At 67.4% G+C, this 17,547-nt stretch carries 17 protein-coding genes; 6 read left to right on the top strand and 11 right to left on the bottom strand.

What is annotated here, in order from left to right:
* Positions 1-82 precede the first annotated feature (82 nt).
* Positions 83-445, bottom strand: coding sequence for a transposase (locus tag ENSA7_RS06935; protein WP_372237555.1), 363 nt, complete (start codon positions 443-445; stop codon positions 83-85).
* Between ENSA7_RS06935 and ENSA7_RS46090 the strand changes: the two genes are divergently transcribed.
* Positions 411-959, top strand: a complete 549-nt coding sequence (locus tag ENSA7_RS46090; protein ID WP_106088415.1) for a transposase — start codon at positions 411-413, stop codon at positions 957-959. The two genes, ENSA7_RS06935 and ENSA7_RS46090, sit on opposite strands and share 35 nt — an antisense overlap.
* A gap of 285 nt (positions 960-1,244) precedes the next feature.
* Here the strand turns inward: ENSA7_RS46090 and ENSA7_RS06925 are convergent, their stop codons facing one another.
* Positions 1,245-1,742 (bottom strand): hypothetical protein, encoded by a 498-nt coding sequence (locus tag ENSA7_RS06925; protein WP_106088414.1) that lies wholly within the window; start codon positions 1,740-1,742, stop codon positions 1,245-1,247.
* Entirely contained in the window at positions 1,742-1,942 is a 201-nt protein-coding gene (locus ENSA7_RS06920) for a hypothetical protein (protein WP_106088413.1), read from the bottom strand. The genes ENSA7_RS06925 and ENSA7_RS06920 overlap by 1 nt, the downstream gene beginning before the upstream one ends.
* Before the next feature lie 348 nt (positions 1,943-2,290).
* Here ENSA7_RS06920 and ENSA7_RS06910 point away from each other — a divergent pair, with 348 nt between their 5' ends.
* Complete coding sequence (locus tag ENSA7_RS06910; RefSeq protein ID WP_106088411.1) at positions 2,291-2,770, top strand: hypothetical protein; 480 nt, start codon at positions 2,291-2,293, stop codon at positions 2,768-2,770.
* Here the strand turns inward: ENSA7_RS06910 and ENSA7_RS06905 are convergent.
* Positions 2,767-4,053: a serine/threonine-protein kinase gene (locus ENSA7_RS06905; RefSeq protein ID WP_106088410.1), complete on the bottom strand. Its 1,287-nt coding sequence runs from the start codon at positions 4,051-4,053 to the stop codon at positions 2,767-2,769. The two genes, ENSA7_RS06910 and ENSA7_RS06905, sit on opposite strands and share 4 nt — an antisense overlap.
* Positions 4,054-4,082: 29 nt before the next feature.
* Between ENSA7_RS06905 and ENSA7_RS06900 the strand changes: the two genes are divergently transcribed.
* Positions 4,083-4,655, top strand: coding sequence for an RNA polymerase sigma factor (locus ENSA7_RS06900; protein ID WP_244923732.1), 573 nt, complete (start codon positions 4,083-4,085; stop codon positions 4,653-4,655).
* On the top strand, positions 4,652-5,716 hold the full coding sequence (locus ENSA7_RS06895) for a protein kinase domain-containing protein (protein ID WP_181233341.1): 1,065 nt from the start codon (positions 4,652-4,654) through the stop codon (positions 5,714-5,716). The genes ENSA7_RS06900 and ENSA7_RS06895 overlap by 4 nt, the downstream gene beginning before the upstream one ends.
* 200 nt (positions 5,717-5,916) lie before the next feature.
* On the opposite strand, the gene ENSA7_RS06890 is transcribed toward ENSA7_RS06895, so the two are convergent.
* The 7 genes from ENSA7_RS06890 to ENSA7_RS46085 all read right to left on the bottom strand — a co-directional run bounded on the left by ENSA7_RS06890 (position 5,917) and on the right by ENSA7_RS46085 (position 10,023).
* Complete coding sequence (locus ENSA7_RS06890) at positions 5,917-6,528, bottom strand: hypothetical protein (RefSeq protein WP_106088407.1); 612 nt, start codon at positions 6,526-6,528, stop codon at positions 5,917-5,919.
* Positions 6,512-6,892: a hypothetical protein gene (locus ENSA7_RS06885; protein ID WP_106088406.1), complete on the bottom strand. Its 381-nt coding sequence runs from the start codon at positions 6,890-6,892 to the stop codon at positions 6,512-6,514. Before ENSA7_RS06885 ends, ENSA7_RS06890 begins: the two co-directional genes overlap by 17 nt.
* Complete coding sequence (locus ENSA7_RS06880) at positions 6,892-7,137, bottom strand: hypothetical protein (RefSeq protein ID WP_106088405.1); 246 nt, start codon at positions 7,135-7,137, stop codon at positions 6,892-6,894. Before ENSA7_RS06880 ends, ENSA7_RS06885 begins: the two co-directional genes overlap by 1 nt.
* Before the next feature lie 5 nt (positions 7,138-7,142).
* Positions 7,143-7,310: a hypothetical protein gene (locus tag ENSA7_RS43300; protein ID WP_181233339.1), complete on the bottom strand. Its 168-nt coding sequence runs from the start codon at positions 7,308-7,310 to the stop codon at positions 7,143-7,145.
* 880 nt (positions 7,311-8,190) lie between these two features.
* Positions 8,191-8,658 carry a hypothetical protein gene (locus ENSA7_RS06875; RefSeq protein ID WP_106088404.1) on the bottom strand — a complete coding sequence of 156 codons (468 nt, stop codon included), beginning with the start codon at positions 8,656-8,658 and terminating at the stop codon, positions 8,191-8,193.
* 520 nt (positions 8,659-9,178) lie between these two features.
* Positions 9,179-9,679 carry a hypothetical protein gene (locus ENSA7_RS42085; protein ID WP_146157425.1) on the bottom strand — a complete coding sequence of 167 codons (501 nt, stop codon included), beginning with the start codon at positions 9,677-9,679 and terminating at the stop codon, positions 9,179-9,181.
* Positions 9,634-10,023: a protein kinase gene (locus ENSA7_RS46085; RefSeq protein ID WP_106088402.1), complete on the bottom strand. Its 390-nt coding sequence runs from the start codon at positions 10,021-10,023 to the stop codon at positions 9,634-9,636. The genes ENSA7_RS42085 and ENSA7_RS46085 overlap by 46 nt, the downstream gene beginning before the upstream one ends.
* A gap of 189 nt (positions 10,024-10,212) precedes the next feature.
* On the opposite strand from ENSA7_RS46085, the gene ENSA7_RS06860 reads away from it, so the two are divergent.
* On the top strand, positions 10,213-10,770 hold the full coding sequence (locus tag ENSA7_RS06860) for a sigma factor-like helix-turn-helix DNA-binding protein (protein ID WP_146157424.1): 558 nt from the start codon (positions 10,213-10,215) through the stop codon (positions 10,768-10,770).
* 162 nt (positions 10,771-10,932) lie between these two features.
* The gene (locus ENSA7_RS06855) at positions 10,933-17,547 is read left to right on the top strand and encodes a DEAD/DEAH box helicase family protein (RefSeq protein ID WP_181233337.1); all 6,615 of its coding nucleotides are present in this window, start codon (positions 10,933-10,935) and stop codon (positions 17,545-17,547) included.

Raw genomic sequence — 17,547 nt, 5'->3', positions numbered from 1 at the left:
ATGGCCAACGTAGGCACTCGACCATCGGCTACTGCTCGCCGGTCGAGTACGAGCGGAACTTCTACGCCGCGAACGCGGTGAGTCAAGCCGCATAAAACCAGGTGTCCGAATTTTTGGGGCAAGACCACAGTATGTGGCGGGCCAGGGCGGTCAACGCGACTTTCTTGCGACCGCGGTTGCCCCGGATCCGCTCAAAGTAGGCACGAAGCTCGTCTGCGTTCTTCGTCCTCGGGAGCAAGGCAATGTGCGCGGCCTGAGTCATGATCGCACGCAGCTCGCCGGACCCCGATTTGGTGATGTGGCCGAGCTTCGCAGGGCCACCGCTTTGGCTCACACTCGGTACCAGACCCGCGTATGCAGCGAGCTTGTGCGAGTTCGGGAAACGGGAGATGTCGCCGACCGCCGCGTAGATGTTTGCGGACACGAGTTCGCCGACGCGAGGAATTGATACGACCTCGGCGATGGTCTTGGTGACAGAACTCCACGGCTTCGAGCGCTTCGAGAGCGCGCCCCAGCTGATGGCCTACCTCGGTTTGACGCCCAGTGAGTACTCCAGCGGCGGCAGCCGCAAGCAAGGCTCGATCACCAAGGCGGGGAACTCCCATGTGCGGCGGATCCTGGTCGAGGCAGCCTGGAACTACCGCCACCCCCCACGAGTCGGAGCTGGGCTGACAAAGCGGCGCGTAGGTCAGTCACCAGCGACGATCGAGACGGCTGACAAAGCCATGCGTCGACTCCACAAGCGTTGGACATCCATGAGCTGGCGAAAGATGCCAGGCCAGAAGATCGCCGTGGCCGGGGCTCGTGAACTCGTGGGCTTCGTCTGGGCCGCGCTCTCGAGGACACCGACCCCCTCCGAGCTCAGCTCGAGTCAGACCAAGAACCGCAAGCCCGCGAAGAAGGCGACCAAGAAGAGGGAGAGTCAAACCAAGCGCCGCAAGTCCGCGGTGGCGGCGTAGGCCACGAGGAGGAAGCTTGCCAGCGCCCATGTGGGCGCCCCTTTTTTCACTTGATCGCTTCAGGCAACAGCGGGAGCTTGGCAACAATGGGTCTCGATCGGGGTGTTCGAGAACACGAGTGGCGCTGATCTGTCCCCAGTTGGTGGCCTACGCAAACTCAGCGCAAGCCCCCCACGCTCGCCGGCGAGTGGGGAGCGCTTTGGGCGAGGCGCGAGCACCTCGGACAGAAGTGGGTCGCTCCTGGCGAGCGGTGAAGGTTGATCCTGATCGAAACTGTGGGTCTCATCATCCGTCGCGCTGGAGCCCCTCACGAACCGCCTCGAGCTGCAGCGCGACCTCGACATCTTGCGGCCGCGTCAAACTTCGCTTGATCGTGATCAAGTCGTCGATATCGACGACCTTGCAGCGCCGGGGCCCCACGTCGAGCTCGATTGTGTTCAGGGCCGAGTACGGGCCGAGCGGGCTGACTTCTCGAAGCACGTCGAGTCGCCCCATGTCCGTCTCGAGCAATAGCATGCGAAACGTCAGCAATCGCTCGATCGGATCGTCGCTCACACGCAGATCTGGCCGCGTTGCGTGGCGAGGGTCCAGGTCGGCGATCGCCGTTAACAATCGTGATAGATTGCCGTGATCGAAGGGGGCCGCGATGTCCAGGTCGACGGTCATGCGAGTTGCGCCGTGAAGCACCGCCGCGACGCCACCGATGATACAAAATTCGACGTTCGCGTCGCTGAGCCGCTCGAGCAGCGCGAGGTTTTGCTGAGGCCGCGTGCGCCTAGGCATCAGCCACCCACGCCAGCCATGAGGCGCAGTGCGTCCTCGAGCTGTTGCATGCGCTCCGCAGGGGTGAGGGCAAGCGTTCGCTCGAGCAGCAACAGGTCGACGCCGTGAGCCCCTGCGGCGCGCCAAGCGTCGCCACGGGCCCGCGCGGACGCTCGGGCGAGTTGATCGAAGTCGAGCGTCGCCGGGTCGAGCGCCTCCATCGCGCCAAGCGTAGCAGGTTGCGGCAGTCTCCGACGTAGTCTCGTGCGGCCAACTCGAGCCATTGAGAGCCACGCTACAGCGCTGCGCGGTTCACGTCCAGGAGAACGCGCAAATAGCCGCGGGTGGCGTGGCCGTCGAGAGACCGCGCTCGATCTCTCCGGCGCCTGAGCCGCGCGAGCTGAGGGCCAAGCTGCACCGCGATCTCGCCACCGAGTCCATCGAGCACCCCCGTCCGCCTGATCTGGTTCGATGGCTCTTGGACATCGAACGGGCCGTTGGCAGCCGGTCAGCTCCCCTCCTCTTCGGGGAGTCAGACGGGAAGCTGTCTCAGGAGTAGTCTTGCGCTCATGCGCCGCCGGTCCATTTTCACGCTACTCACCCTGGTTCTCGCCACCATCCCGCTCACGGCGGACGCGGAGTATCGCTACCTGTGCACGTCCGTGCCCGGGGCCTGCGAGTACAGCTCTCCCAACGTGCCCAAGCTGCTGGCCGACGTCTGCTACAACCCGGCCAACAACGCGATCCATGTAAAGGGTACGGCGCCCTGTCCGACCGGCACCAGGGCCTTCAATGTGCTCTACGGGGAGATCCTCGATCCTCAAACCGGGCAGGTGACCGCCTACGCGCCGCTCGATGATGCCTGCGGGGCCGGGCTCTGTATCGACTATGTGCCGCACGACAACCCGCAAGAATACACGATGTGCTGTGAAAACGGGGGGCCGTGTTGGCCAGGTGGTGGTTGTGGAGGTGTGCTCTATTGGTGCCATGACGGGGCCTGCAATGAGGACGGCACCATATCCTGCTTTGACGCCGAGTTGATGGATTAGATCGCACGATTGATCGCCTTCGCTCGCTCGATGGCTCGCCGCTCGATCTCGGCGTCGTCCGCATCTCGGGCGAACAGCGTCGCCATGTGCCACGAGAGTAGGGCCTCCTGATACATGGCCTGTCGCTCGAACTCGGTCGCCACGACCTCGCAGTCGATGGCGAGCTCGCGCGAGGCGTCCGCGCTGAGCTCATCTCGTATTGCCTCCTCCAACCGCCACATCGCGCCGTCGACGTTCCCTTGTCGAGCCGCCAAGATGGCGACCTGCCCCGACCAGCATGCCCGCGTATCGGTGACGAAGGTCATCGAGCCCGGCGCGCGAGATGGCACCAACAGCGACAGCAATCCCATGAACAAAGCGGTGAACAGCACGGTGAAGGACAGACCGAACACCCACGGCATCCACCGCCGCTGGGGTGAGAGCTCCCCGATCAGCGCGCGCATGCTGGGGAATCGATCGCCCGGCGCGAGCGAGAGCCCCCGACGCAGAGCCCGCACCACACGCCCCGCCGCGGGTGGTGGTGCCCCCGTGACCGCACCCGCAGCCAGCAGCGCGCGGAGTCGACCAGTCGCGGTCGTTGACCCAACGCAAGGCCCAAACGGATTCTCGCCCGCCAACGCCTCCCACAGCGCAACGCAAAATGAGAACTCGTCGGAGCGCTCGTCGCCGGCGACGCCGCCCAGCTGCTCCGGGGCCGCGTAGGCGATCGACCCGATGAAGGTGCCCAGCTCCTCGAGGTCGGCCTCGAGCGTGATCCGATTCCTGGCCAGACCAAAGTCCAGGACCACGGCCTGGCCCTCTGGACCGATGCGTATGTTGCTGGGCTTGACGTCGCGATGGACGAGACCGGCGGCGTGCATCGCAGCGATGCCCTCCGCCGCCTCGACGTACTTGGACACGATCTGCGCGGAGGTCTGGTCGGCCGCCCAGTCGCGCAAGGTCGGCCCCTCGAGCAGCTGGAGGACGAAGTAGCGGTAGTCAGACCCGACACCGTGGTCGAAGATCGCCACGACGTTGCGGTGATGAAACTTGGCGAGCAGCTGGCCCTCCCGAACCGCGTCATCGAGGTCGCCCAGGTCGAGCACCTTGATCGCCACCCGTCGGCCCAACTGGCGATCGACGGCCTCGTAGACCGTACCGAACCCGCCAAAGCCGATCTCGCGCAGCAGCTCGAAGCGCTGGCCCACCAGCACGGGCTCGACCGGCAAGCCCTGTCGGCGCGCCAACTCTGCCAACACAAACTCGATGTCGATCGAGCGGCTGTGGCTGGCTTCATTAAACATCGCGCGTGTGCTAGTGAGGCGGGGTGGCCATGACGGATGCCGAGCTGCTGGTGCTCATTCGTGACGGTGACAGCCAGGCTGCGACGACCTTCGCCCAGCGCCACTGGGGCTGGGCAAGAGTCTACGCCAGCCGGCTTGGGGCGGGCGACGAGGCGCGCGACGTCGCGCAAGATGTCCTGTCCAAGATGATCTTCGGGCCACCGATCGAGCTCAGGACCCCGTCGGCCCGGCCGTACATGGCCCGCGCCATCTCAAACGCGATCGTGTCGGCGGGCCGAAAGCGCCCACCTGCGGCGTCGATCACCGGCGAGTCTGGCTTGCTGAAATTCGCCGACGACGGCACCAGCCCCAGCGCAGGTGCGGCTCGCCGAGAGTTCTGGCACGCCGCCAGGCAGGCGCTCGAGGAGCTGCCAACTGCCCAGCGGGTCGCCGTGGTCTTGCGAAACATCCGGGGCCTGACCTTCCCTGAGATCGCGCTCATCACTGGCCGACCAGCGGACACCATGCGCCGTTCACACGACCGCGCGACAAAACGGCTCCGCCAAAAACTTTCTCGATTTTTTTGTTCGGAAACGGCCCGAAAATTCGTCTTACTCGAGTGAGGGGACACTCCGAGCGGGCGCACCACCCGGACGCTGAGCCAACCCGCAGCAGCGCGCCCCGGCTCGACCCCGCGCAGCTGTGGCCCGATGACGGTGCGCCGCCGAGGCTGGGCCGCTACGAAGTGCTCCACAAGATCGGTCAGGGGTCTCACGGCGTCGTGTTCGCGGGCTACGACACCCAGCTGCAGCGGCCCGTCGCGCTCAAGGTGTTCGCCGACGACCGGCCTGAGCGCGAGGTCCAGCGCGAGGCAGTCGCGATGTCTGCCTCGCGAGATGTCCACGTCGTCGCGCTCCACGATCTCGATCGCGTTCACGGGCTCTCGTTCTTGGTCATGGAGCTCATCAACGGACCCAACGTGTGGCAGTACATGTGCAGTCCTGGCAATGATTGGCGACGCGCGGTGCTGCTGTTCATCCAGGCCGCCCACGGACTCGCGGCGGTGCACCGGGCCGGGTTTGCGCACGGGGACGTCAAACCCTCGAACCTGTTGATTGGACGCAACGACCACGTCTATGTGGCCGACTTCAGCATCGCTGAAGCACGGGAGCTACACCCTACCGCGGGCGCAGGTGAGCACGTGGGTAGCCGCGACTATCAGGCACCCGAGCGACTGCGAGGCGCCTCCGCGAATGAACGCACCGACCAATTCTCGCTGTGTGTCTCGCTGTGGCAGACCGTCTTCTCGTGTCTACCGTGGGCCTCGAACGACGCTCAGATCATGCGCGCGCGCGCACCCGTCAAGCTGAGACGGTGCGTTGGGAGCCCCAGGCAGCTCGAGCGGGTGTTGATGCGGGGGCTCGCGGTTGAACCCGGCGATCGCTTCTCGAGTATGGACGAGCTCGCCGCCGCGCTCACCGATCTGGTGATCGGGCGGCTCGAGCGTGGCCAGTTCTCGCCGACGCTGCGGACGGTGAAAAAGTTGGCGCTGGGGCTGGGCATGCGTATCAGTGGCCGGGCGGGCCGGCAGACGGCTCTCGCCGAGCTCGATGCCAAGGACGTACCGACGCCGGTACCCGGCGCGAGGCTGGGTGTGATCGATGTGCATGAGCCGGCGACATGACCGGGCAGCTCGGGCTGCGCACTGCGGCGGAGGCCCGAGCGCCGCCGTTGTGAGCATCGACTCGATGGTCCACTACGGCGGCGGTAGAGCGTAGTGGACGCGACGAGCGCCGTAGACCACCGCATCAGTAGCCCCTCGCGTTGAGACCGACCGGGTACGTCGCCTTGACTCGCATGAGACGGACCTCGAGCACGCTGCGCTCAGATCGATTGACACCCCGGCTCGATCGACTCCAGCTTGTCATACGACGCTTCTCCGCAGGACCACAGCTCCTCCTCGATCGTTTCGACCGCTGCGTAGAGGGGGACGATGCCCTCGAACAGGCAAGCGGGCTCGAAGGTGATGCCGCGCTCACCCGCCCACATGGTCACGGTACCGAATAGGTCGGGGTTGTCACAGAACCCCATGTAGTTGACGGGTGTGCGATCGTCGAAGTCCGCGGCTGCCAGCTCGGCGTCGAGGTTTGCCGACGTCTCGGGCGTGAGCGTGCCGCGGTTCTCATGGGAGAATGTCCCGTCGTAAGAAAAGCACAGGTTCTGGACCCGACGACCGTCCCGATACAAATGCGAGTTCGAGCAGTGGAACTCGGCGGTCCACCCTTGCCCAACCCGGCTGATCAGCTCGTCGCCGATCGGCTCGGGGGCCTGGTCAACCGGATCGTCGACGGGCTCCGTCGCGCAACCGGGGGTGAACACGAGTAGGGCGGCGAGGAGGATGGTGGTTGCGGTGCCACGCTCCCGTCCGCCGAGGCGCCCGCGAGCGGGCGAGCAGCCCTCGCGCGAGCTGGTGAACGTCTCAGTCTGGTTCGGCACAGCAGCACCTCAGGGTGTTGGAGAACAGCCAATCGATTGGTGCCTCGCAGGTGGTAGCGACGGAGCCGCCGGCCAAGGCGTCGGCGCAGAGTTCGGTACCGCCGAGGGCAGAAGCCTGGGTCGCCATGTCGCAGGGCTTGGGGTTGCAATACTCGGGGTCGGCCGGGCATGCGTTCGCCACACACTCCAGACCTTCGGCGGCGCAGACCTCGGCGCAGTTTTTCCAGTCGGTGTCGTTGGTGACGCAGGGCGCCCACTCGGGCGTCGCCGATGGAAGGTCATCATCGTCACCCTCGCTGACTTGGCGGGCGCCGCAGCCGACCATGAGCGCGGTGAGCACGACGAGCCCAATGGACCACCGCATCAGTAGCCCCTCGCGTCGAGACCGACCGGGTACGCGGCCTTGGGTGTCGGCAGCGGATCCTCGCATGAGAACGTCCTTTCCTCCGGCACGCAGCGCCACACTGGGCTCGGATTGTCGGGTGCGACTGCATCGTACCAGAGGATGTCCGTGCAGCCATCGCCGTCGAAGTCCTCGGCATACGGCACGTAGTCGCCAGTGACCTCCAACGCGCGTACTTCGACGGCCGGGCCGTCGAAGTACCACATCCAACTCAGTCGTCCATACAGCGCTCGATCACGTCGTACGTGAGCGGCCCTGGCTGCTGCGCGGCGAAGCGCCACTCGATCAAGCGATCGGGAAACGGCGCGTACCACAGTAACCCCGGTCGCAAATTGCCTGCCCACAGTCGCCGATCCTGCCCGCCACCTTGCGGCGCCATGTCCCAGCGTACGTATTCGTGCGCGAGACCAACGATGTGCCCGGCCTCGTGTCCGGCGTAGTAGGGGATCCGCTTCTTGGCGGCGTCGAGGCGCTGGTGGGCGATGCAGAGCAGCCGCTCGTAGCCGCCAGGATTCTGCGGCGAGCCGACCGCGGGGTCGAACTCGTTCTCGCCCCCGGCGTTGGTGAGCCCTCCCTCAGGCTGCGCCCGGTCGACAGCGCGGCGGCCTCGGAGATCAGCGTTGCCCGCAGCTGCTCGTCTTCGCTGGGATTCGAGCCGCTAGCGACGGGAGCATCGATCGCCGCGGCGGCGTGCCATCGCGCCCGCTGGGCAGAAGCTTCCGGCAGCAGTTGCATCGCCTGCGCCACCCCGTCGTCGTCGGCTTGGGCACCCGCCCACCACCCCTCCCACGCCTCGCCGCAGCCGGGGCCGTGTGGCCCAGGATCCGCGCCAGCATCGGCGCCGCCTCCCTCCTCGGCCCCGGTCTCGGCGGTACCCATGCCCGACCCATCGTTGGCCTCGCTGTCTCCACAGCCCAGACAGCTACACAGCAAGACGACCCAGCCACCGCGACGCATGGCGCCAACGTAGCAACAATGATCGAGGGGCCATGCGCAAAGAGTGCACGCGCGGATGCTAGATGAACCTGGCCGGTCTCCGGACACCGAGCGACCTGACGGCCACAACGAAGAGACCGTGGTTGAAAGTCAGCACCTCTGCTGCGGCGACGTCGACGGCAAGGGGCCTCGCTGATTCAATACAGTAACTATAACAATAGAATCGAGTGGGCCCCCGTCTCGGCCGTGCCCATGCCCTACCCATCGCTGGCCCTGCTGTCGCCACGGCCCGGACAGCTACACAGCAAGCGCCGCCTAGCAAGTCACGGATTGTGGCTGATCGTTGCGGGGAATTGGAGGAATTGCGCGACGACCTTGCTCGGCTCGCCTACGACCGCCAGATCGACCGGCTTCACTAGCTGGTAGACGGCGCCCTGCGGCGGGAACACCGTGAGCTGGTTATTGATCTGCGTGAACAGCTCCGTGCCGGCTAGTGCCAGGGGCGGCCCGCCACCCGGTGGTTTCTCGATGGTGACGTTGACGCTCGTGTGCAGGGTGTTGCGGAATAGCGGCGGCTGCGTTTTGACGATCTCCAGCGGGCTCAGTGGGTCCGACGCCTCCTCGTTCTGGGTGAGGGTGACCTCACCGAGCACCGGGCTGTCGGCCGTGAACCTCAAGCCAATGAACTTCAACTCGACGCCACCGAGCTCGGCCTCGAGACGCTTCTCGACCCTCACCTTCCACCCACCTTTGAAGTCGAGGCTGACGACACCGAGCGTGTCCAGCTTCATGGGTACGCTGACGGCGTAGCTACTGCAGGGAATCTCTAGCCCGATGGGCGGAAGTAGACCTAAAATGGACATGTTTGGCTCCTCGAGAGCATCGATGACACCGCAACAGGGCCCCCGTGTCAAGCCCAATTCGCGGCGCCGTGCTTGCTATCTGAAAGCATGGTCGTGGCTTGCTTGGAGAACGGTTGCACCTTCGTCACGTGAGACATAGGAGATGGCCTCGCCCAGTCAACCTCGCTAATCTACCTCATGCAGTCCAAGCTGTCGGTGCGGTTCCGGCACTTCGTCCGCGTCACGCGTCATGTCCTTTTGCACAGCTGTCGTCGTCGACACTGTAGGATGCGCGTCGTGGATCGAACGCATCTAATACAAGCCGCGCGCGAGGGTCAGGTGCAGGCCCGCAACGCGTTGGGCGGTGGCTGGCTATAGCGTGGCTGAGCGCGAATGAGTGCACTGCGCGGATGCTTGATAAAATCTGCTCGCTGACTCGACACAGTAGCTAGAATAATAGAATCGAGTGTCATGTCCGGAGGTGTGCTGCACGATCGACGACGACGGGGCCGCGTGCAGCGTCCCGGACACGCAGGGGCGCTGTGCCACGGGCAAGCGGCTGTTCTGTGAGTACGGGACCAGGACCGCTGGCGGCGGGGTGATCTGCGATCAGCCGTTTCCGAGCATGTGTGACGCGGGGTTTTGTATTGATGCGATCCGCGTCGGCGCGCCAAAGGGCGTGATCCTGAGGATCACCGCCCTTGGCTTCCTGTTCTTGTCGAAGCAGGGTGCTGATGCTCGCCGCCCAACGTGTCGCCTCCCATGCAGCGAACCGCCAGTTGACGTCATTCTGGCTCTTCAGCACAGTTGCTCGCTCCAAGAATGCGCCAGCTATCTGGTGTGCATCAACCGCCCGCGGCTCATCCCTGACTTCACGAATATCGAACTCCTTCTCCCACGCCGTGCTCGCCTTTCGAATATTGCCTAAGTTGATCTCAGCGATGACCTGATCGGCGACGAGCGCGTGCATGTCCGGGTAGCGCTCCGAGGGCTCGCACGCCAAGCCGACCCGCAACACCGCCCGCACCGCTCGGGCACGTCGGGGTTCATGGCGCACGGCTGCTCGCGCTCGATCGCCTCGAGCAGCTTCCGACTCGTCCACCCCTCGAACGGCAGCGCGTCCTCGAGGCTCTCCCACAGCGACACGCAGAACGACCACTGATCCGCCCGCGCCCCTCCAGCCTGTCCGCGAAGCACCTCGGGCGCCATGTAGGGCAGCGTCCCGGCCCGGTGGCGCAGACCCTCTTGCTCGTCATCTGGCGCGTGATCGATGACGACCTGCGCGAGCCCGAAGTCGGCGACTCGCGGCCACAGCTTGTCGGCGGCCGATCTCGCTCAGCACCCACGCGAAGTCATTCGAGTTGGATCGAAGATGGCGCCGCGCAGTCAACCTCGCGAATCTACCTCACGCGGTCCGATTTGTCGGTGGGGTTCCGACACCTCGTCACGCGTCATATCCCTTTGGACAGTCGTCGTCGTCGTCGATACTGTAGGATGCGCGTCGTGGATCGAACGCATCTAATACAAGCCGCGCGCGACGGTCAGGTGCAGGCCCGCAACGCGTTGGGGCGGTGGCTGGCTGAAGAGCTCATGACCTTCTTCTCGTATGGCTACAGCGTGGCTGAGCGCGATGAACTGACGCAGGAGACCATGAGGGAGATCATGGCAAAGCTGGTCACGCACGCGCCCGAACAACCCGACGCGTTCCTGGACTGGGTCCTGTCGTTCGCCGGGACCAGCGCCTGCGCGCTCGTGCCCGCGAGGCCAAGCTGCGCGCCCGCATCCCGACGCCACGCAGGCTCCTGGAGTCGGAGCTACGCGCGAAACAGCAGCTCGAGCAGCTCCAGCGCTACGTGGTTCAGCTGCCAGACATCTATCGCGCGCCGATCCTGCATCGTTCGGCTGTCGCTGCTGGGTCGAGACAATGCCCAGATCGCTGCAGAGCTGGGGATTCCGTACAATACGGTGTGCTCGCGGCTAGGACGTGGCCGGGCCCAGGTGCTCTGCGCCGCTCGGGCAGCCGCGGGGGATGTGCAAGCGCCAGTGCGTGCGCTGCCGTGAGACCCAGCGCCTCCGAATCCACGTCGCCAGGTCTTGGGTGCGCGTGCCCGCATGGCGCTCGCAACCCGATCGTCCATGCACGCTCAGGCAGCTACCACGCCCGATGCGACACATTGCAATGCTTCTCCCGACCTGCGGGGAGTGGTAGTGTTCACGGCCGCCATGCTCCCCTCCGTCGTCGCCACTCAGCTGCAATCCACGCTCCGCGACTACCTGCGCACGACCTTCTCACTGCGCGACAAGGCCTACGAGCGCGCGTTGCTGGCGTTCCTGTCCGACCCCACCGACGGCATGTTTCAGGGTCCGTTCGTGGATCTGCGCCTGCCGTTTCGCACGGCCAACAGCGCCACGGTGCCGCTGCGGATCAAGCCATCCTTCGCCCCCTTCGCCCACCAGCTGCGCGCGTGGGAGCGGCTCGAGAGCAGCTCGGGCCAGCCGCGCTCGACCTTGATCGCGACCGGGACCGGCTCGGGCAAGACCGAGTGCTTCTTGTACCCGCTGCTGGATCACTGCTATCGGCACCGCGACCAAAAGGGCATCAAGGCGATCATTCTCTACCCCATGAACGCGCTGGCCTCGGACCAGGCCGAGCGCTTCGCCCAGCAGCTGCACAGCTGGCCCGGCACCGGCGAGCCCGTGCTGCGCGGCCAGGTTCGGGCCGGGCTCTACGTCGGCGGCACGGGCACCCACCCGGTCCCCGACGAGCGCCACCTGGTCGACATGCGCAAGCACCTGCGTGAAGACCCGCCCGACATCTTGCTCACCAACTACCGCATGCTCGACTTCCTGCTGCTGCGGCCGGAAGACGGGGTGTTGTGGAGGCACAACGACAGCGGCCCGGCCACGCGCGCGGCCAAGACCCTGCAGTACCTGGTGCTCGACGAGCTGCACACCTACGACGGCGCGCAGGGGACCGACGTCGCGTTCTTGATCCGTCGGCTCAAGCGAAGGCTGCGGGTGCCGGCGGGGCACCTGTGCTGCGTGGGCACCTCGGCGACGCTCGGCGACAGCGGCGGAGCGGCCGGCAGCGCCAGCGGTGAAGACGACGGGCGGGCGGCCCTGCTGCGCTTCGCCGAGGACGTGTTCGGCGAGCGCTTCGAGGACGAGGCGATCATCACCGAAGATCGCCTGACGATCCGCGAGGCGTTCCCCGATCTGCCCAGCTCGGGGGAGTCGGAGGACTCGGGCGTGCGCGAGCTCGGCGACGCCTCCGCCGCCCCGGCGCAGGACCTGGACCCCGAGCGCTACGCGTGCCCCGAGGACTACCTGAACGCCCAGGCCACGCTGTGGCTGGGCGCCCGCGGGCCCGATGACAACCTGCGCTGGATCCCGTCGGCCGAGGCCCCGCAGGCGCTCCACGACGCCAGCCGCGTCGCGCTGGGCGACGCCCTGCGCCACCACACCTACCTGCGTGACGTGCTGGCCGCCCTGGCCTCGCGCGGCATCTCGGGCCCCCGCAGCTGGCGGGAGCTGGTCGAGGAGCTGCCGCAGGACCGCGCGTTTCGGGACCGCCCAGCCGACGAGCAGTGGCTGGTGCTCAGCTCGTTCTTGGCCCTGGTCGCCCACGCTCGGCAACTCGAGGGCGAGCGCCTGACCCCGTTCTTGAACCTGCAGCTGCAGCTGTGGATGCGAGAGGTCCGTCGGCTGCTCCGCAAGGTCCCACGCACGCCGACCGAGCCGCCGCGGTTCGCCTGGCACGACAACCTGCAGGTCCAGCGCAACGTGCAGTACGCGGTCCAGGTCCACTGCCGCGAGTGCGGCGACGTGGGTCTGGGCTGCCTGCAGCTCGAGGGCAAGGACGAGCTGATCACCGCGCCCGAGCGGGTCGGCGAGGGCTACCTGCGCGGGTCGGATACGGCCCGCTACGTGCGCCCCGGCGGCAAGCCCGACGAGACCGGCGACGGCGGGCGCCTGTTTCAGCAGTACCTGTGCCCGGCGACCCTGCACCTGGGCCTCGAGGACAAGTCGCGGGCTCACGACGAAGACGACGACGGCAACGAGCTGGCGATCCCGCCGCTGCCGGTCGGCGTCCACGCCGATCTGCGCGACGACGACCACCGGTTCTTGGCTCGGTGTCCGCAGTGCGGCAGCGACGACGCCCTGTCGATCATGGGCTCGCGGGCAGCCAGCTTGTCGAGCGTCGCGATCTCCAACCTGTACCTGTCGCCGTTCAACAGCGACCCCAAGCTGCTCGCGTTCACGGACTCGGTCCAGGACGCCTCGCACCGGGCCGGCTTCTTTGCCGGGCGGACCTTTCGCTTTGTCCTGCGCACGGCCATGCAGGCGGTGCTCGAGGCCACCGAGGGCGACCTGAGCCTGAGCGGCTTCGTCGACCACATGTTGGATCACTGGCGCGCACAGCTGGAGGGCGGCGACGCGACCCGCGACGGCAAGCTGGTCGCAACCTTGCTGCCGCCGGATCTGCGCGACGACCCCGAGTACCAGGGCCTGATCGAGGCGCTCGCCGATCCCAAGCGGCGGCCGAGCGCCAAGCAGCGCAAGCACGTCGACAAGGTCCTGCGTCAGCGGCTGGCGTGGGAGCTGGCCCGCGAGTTTGGTCTGGGCGTGGTGATCGGCCGCAGCCTCGATCGGACCGTGTGCGCGACCGCGACCCCCGACCCCGACGCGCTCGAGGCCGCCGGCGCCAGCTTGCACATGTGGCTGCACGAGACCCGCCCCGTCGCCATGCGCGGCGCCGGTCCGAGCCCGGCCGACACCCGCCACTTCCTCGAGGGCATCGTCGAGCGGCTGCGCACCCGCGGCGGCGTGCACGACAAGCTGCTCGACAGCTACGTCACCCGCGGCCGCCGGTACTTCTTGTCGCGGGCCAAGAACCCGTACATCTCGCGGTTCGGCCCGCGCTCGCGCTACCCGCTGTTCGCGTTCCACGGCAAGCAGCACAAGGTGTTCGAGCCGCTGTTCTCACCGCCCACGCGGCTGAGCTGGTACCGGGACTGGTGCGCGCGCTCGCTTCGGCTCGAGACCCGCGACGGCGGCATCAATGACGTGCTGAGCGAGGCCCTGCGCCGGCTCGCCAACGCCGGCCTGGTCGAGACCCGGACCACCGAAGGCCCGGCCAAGAGCGAGCCCCGGGCCAGCGGCTTGGCCCCGTCCAAGCTGATCTTGACCCGCGCCGTCGAGGTCGTCGGCTGCCCGACCTGCGGGCGCTCGCGGACCGTCGCGGCCGCGGCCGTGCCCCGCTGGACGGGCAGCCGCTGCACCAGCTACCGCTGCGAGGGCCAGTACCAGCAGGTCGACGCCAGCGAGGAGCGCGAGAGCTACTACCGCAAGATCTTCCGCGAAGGTCGGATCCGCCGGGTGTTCGCGGCCGAGCACACCGGCTTGCTCGAGCGCGAAGATCGAGAGGCGCTCGAGGCCGACTTCAAGCGGGGCCTGCGAGCCGACGCCCCCAACCTGCTGACCTGCACGCCGACCCTGGAGATGGGCATCGACATCGGCGACCTGTCGGCGGTGATGCTGTGCTCGGTCCCGCCGCTCCCGGCCAACTATCTGCAGCGGGTCGGTCGGGCCGGGCGCAGCACTGGCAACGCGCTGATCCTGACGATCGCCAACGCCCGGCCCCACGACCGCTACTTCTACGAGCAGCCCGAGCAGATGATGCGCGGCAAGGTCGACCCGCCGGCCTGCTTCTTGGATGCGCCCGAGATGCTCTCACGCCAGCTCGTCGCCCACGCGCTCGACTGCTGGGCCCGCCAGGCCGAAGGGGGAGCGATTCCGCGGCGCATGGGCCTGTTGCTTGGGCCGGCCAACAAGGGCTTTCCCCACACCTTCTACGAGTTCTACGAAGAGCACGGGCTGGCGGTGGGCGTGGAGTTCCTGGCCGCGTTCGGCCGCGACCCCGAGCAGCACCCGGCCTGGACCGAGATCGCGCTGGAGCTGCGCCGACAGATCCGGGCGCAAGAGGTGCCCGAGCGGATCAGGGCCGCGTTCGCCAGCGTCGAGCTCGAGCGGCTCGAGCTGCGCAAGCGTCGCGAGGCGCTCAAGCAGCGCAAGGCCGCGCTGGTCGCCGACCCCGGTGTTGCGACCGTGCACCCCGAAGAGCCGGGCGCCTCGGCCGAGCTCGAGATCGCCGAGATCGACGACGCGCTGCGGGCCTACGACCGCCTGCTCGACGCGCTCAGCGAGAAGTACCCGCTCAACGTGCTGACCGACGCGGGCGTGCTGCCAAACTATGCGTTCCCCGAGCCCGGCGTGACCCTGCGCGCGACCTTGCTGGGGATCCGAGATCCCGACGCCAGCGCCCACGCCAAGCCAGCCAAGATCAGCGCGCGACAACGGGCCGAGTACATGCGCCCGGCTCACGCGGCGCTGCGCGAGTTTGCCCCGTTCAACAGCTTCTACGCCGAGGGCCGCAAGATCCAGATCACCCAGCTCGACCTGGGCAGCAAGCAAGCCCCCACCGTCGAGACCTGGCGGTTTTGTGCCAAGTGCAACCACTGCGAGCTCGAGCTCGAGACCGAGGCCCCGGTCGCCGCGAGCTGCCCCAGCTGCCACGACCTCAGCTGGAAGGATCAGGGCCAGCGGCGCCAGCTGATCGAGTTTCGTCGGGCCTGGTCGACGACCTCGGTGCTCGAGGCCAGCACCGCCGACGAGAGCGAAGAGCGGAGCCAAGAGTCGTACCGCGTCGTCGAGCTGATCGAGGCCGAGCCCGGCAGCGAGCTGGGCGAGGCCCGGCTGATCGAGGCCGACGACTTCGTGTTTGGCTACGAGCTGATGCCCCGCGCGACCCTGCGCGAGATCAACTTCGGTCGGACCTGGGAGCTCGGCGGGCCCACGCCGATCGCCGGGCAGGCCGTCGAGCAGCCGGGCTTCGAGGTGTGCTCGAGCTGCGGCCGGGCCCAGACCCCGCACGATCATGGTCGAGCTGACGGGGGCCGCCGCGCCCACCTGCCGTGGTGCAAGGTCAGGACCGGCGGCGAGCCCGAGCGCTTCGTCCATGTGGGCCTGTACCGCCACAACACCTCCGAGGCGATCAAGGTGCTGCTGCCGGTCGCCGACCACGAGGTCAACGAGATCGTCAACTCGTTCCGGGCCGCGCTGCAGCTGGGGTTTCGCAAGAAATTCGGCGGCCAGCCGATCCACCTCAAGGTCACCGTGATGTCCGAGCCGTCGGGCGACACCCGCCGGCGATTCTTGGTCATCTACGACACGGTCCCGGGCGGCACCGGCTACCTGTCCGAGCTGTGGCGCCAGGGTCAGCTGTTCGTGGTCATGCGCCTGGCGATCGACGCGATGAAGCGCTGCCGCTGCGTGAGCATGGACGGGCGCGACGGCTGCTACCGCTGCGTCTATGCCCACCAGCATCAGCGGGATCTGCAGTCGATCTCGCGGGCCCGGGCGCTCGCGCTGTTCGAGACCGTCGTCGCCGGTCAGCCGCTGATCAAGACGGTCGCCTCGCTGTCCGAGGTCAACCTCGACTCGGTGCTCGAGAGCGAGCTCGAGCGTCGGTTTGTCACCGCGCTGCGGGCCGCCGTCGAGGCTCGGGGCTGGCGCTGGAGCGACGGCGTGCATCAGGGCAAGCAGAGCTGGCGGATCACCGTCGACGCCCAGCTGGCCTGGGAGCTGCGGCCGCAGATCAACGTCGGCTCGCGCGACGGCGTGCACGTGGCCAGCAAGCCCGACTTCGTGTTGGTCCCGGTCGGCCGTGAGACCCGGCGCGTGGCCGTGTTCACCGATGGCTTCGCGTTTCACGTGCAGCCCGACGCTGCGGTGTCGCGGGTCGAGGACGACATCCGCAAGCGCGCCGCGTTGCTGGCCATGTCGCACAGCCTCGCGCCCAGCGACCGCTACTGGGTCTGGTCGCTGACCTGGGCCGACGTCGCCGTCGCGCTCGAGGGCGGGCAGGGAGTCGCGCCGCTGCTCGCCAAGATCGACACCCGGACCTTTGACAAGCTGACCAAGGCCCTGGCCGTGACCAAGCCCGGCAGCCCCGCGCCCGAGCGCGAGCTGGGCCTGACGGAGAGCTTCTCGCTGCTGCTGCGCTGGCTCGAGAACCCCGACGAACGGCTGTTTGGAGCCAGCGCGGTGTGCTTGGGGCTCTCGACCATGAAGCTGTCCGAGACCCGCGACGCCGCCGCGATCTCGGCCGCGCGCGCGGCTATCCGCGAGGCTCGCCAGCCGCCAGCGAGCACCGAGCTGAGCACCCACCCCAACGGCACCGAGCTCGCGTCGTGGCGCACGCGCGGCCACAGCCACCTGTTGTCCACCGTCAGCCGCCAGGCCCTCGCCGCGGGTGACTTTGGCCAGATCCAGTTCAGCTTGCGGCTGTTCGACGCCCAGGACCAGCGCCGCAGCGAGGGCTACGCCGAGCAGTGGCGGGCGTTCTTGCAGGCCTGGAACCTGCTGCAATTTCACGACGTCCACGTGACCAGCAGCGAGCGGCTGATCGCCAGCGAGGGCGCGCCGGAGCCACCCCAACCCGAGCCCGAGCCACCCCCGATCGCCGAACCAGCCGCGGGGCTGCGGGCCGAGCTCGCGAGCTTGGCCCACGACTATCCCGAGTGCGCCGGGTTGTTTCGGCGCCTGTCCGAGGCCGAGCTGCCCGCGCCCGATGAGCCGACCGAGGAGTTCGTGCTGGGCGACCGCGAGCTCGACGTCGATCTGCTGTGGCCCGAGCTGCGGGTCGCCCTGTTGATCGACGCCCGCGAGCGCGAGCGCCAGCGGTTTCAAGCCCACGGCTGGGCGCTGTTCGATCCCATCGCCGACGATCCCACCGCGATCGTTGCGTTCTTGTCCAAGCGGAGTGACCAAGCATGA

Origin of the sequence: Enhygromyxa salina, from assembly GCF_002994635.1 — a bacterium.
Taxonomy (GTDB): domain Bacteria; phylum Myxococcota_A; class Polyangia; order Nannocystales; family Nannocystaceae; genus Plesiocystis; species Plesiocystis salina_B.
This window is presented reverse-complemented; position numbering and strand designations above follow the sequence as displayed.

Bases quoted from the DNA above. Each gene is read 5' to 3' on its own strand.
- ENSA7_RS46090 (WP_106088415.1), top strand. From the start codon at position 411: ATGTTTGCGGACACGAGTTCGCCGACGCGAGGAATTGATACGACCTCG.
- ENSA7_RS06925 (WP_106088414.1), bottom strand. From the start codon at position 1,742: ATGCCTAGGCGCACGCGGCCTCAGCAAAACCTCGCGCTGCTCGAGCGG.
- ENSA7_RS06920 (WP_106088413.1), bottom strand. From the start codon at position 1,942: ATGGAGGCGCTCGACCCGGCGACGCTCGACTTCGATCAACTCGCCCGA.
- ENSA7_RS06910 (WP_106088411.1), top strand. From the start codon at position 2,291: ATGCGCCGCCGGTCCATTTTCACGCTACTCACCCTGGTTCTCGCCACC.
- ENSA7_RS06905 (WP_106088410.1), bottom strand. From the start codon at position 4,053: ATGTTTAATGAAGCCAGCCACAGCCGCTCGATCGACATCGAGTTTGTG.
- ENSA7_RS06900 (WP_244923732.1), top strand. From the start codon at position 4,083: ATGACGGATGCCGAGCTGCTGGTGCTCATTCGTGACGGTGACAGCCAG.
- ENSA7_RS06885 (WP_106088406.1), bottom strand. From the start codon at position 6,892: ATGCGGTGGTCCATTGGGCTCGTCGTGCTCACCGCGCTCATGGTCGGC.
- ENSA7_RS06880 (WP_106088405.1), bottom strand. From the start codon at position 7,137: ATGTGGTACTTCGACGGCCCGGCCGTCGAAGTACGCGCGTTGGAGGTC.
- ENSA7_RS43300 (WP_181233339.1), bottom strand. From the start codon at position 7,310: ATGGCGCCGCAAGGTGGCGGGCAGGATCGGCGACTGTGGGCAGGCAAT.
- ENSA7_RS06875 (WP_106088404.1), bottom strand. From the start codon at position 8,658: ATGAAGCTGGACACGCTCGGTGTCGTCAGCCTCGACTTCAAAGGTGGG.
- ENSA7_RS42085 (WP_146157425.1), bottom strand. From the start codon at position 9,679: ATGCACGCGCTCGTCGCCGATCAGGTCATCGCTGAGATCAACTTAGGC.
- ENSA7_RS06855 (WP_181233337.1), top strand. From the start codon at position 10,933: ATGCTCCCCTCCGTCGTCGCCACTCAGCTGCAATCCACGCTCCGCGAC.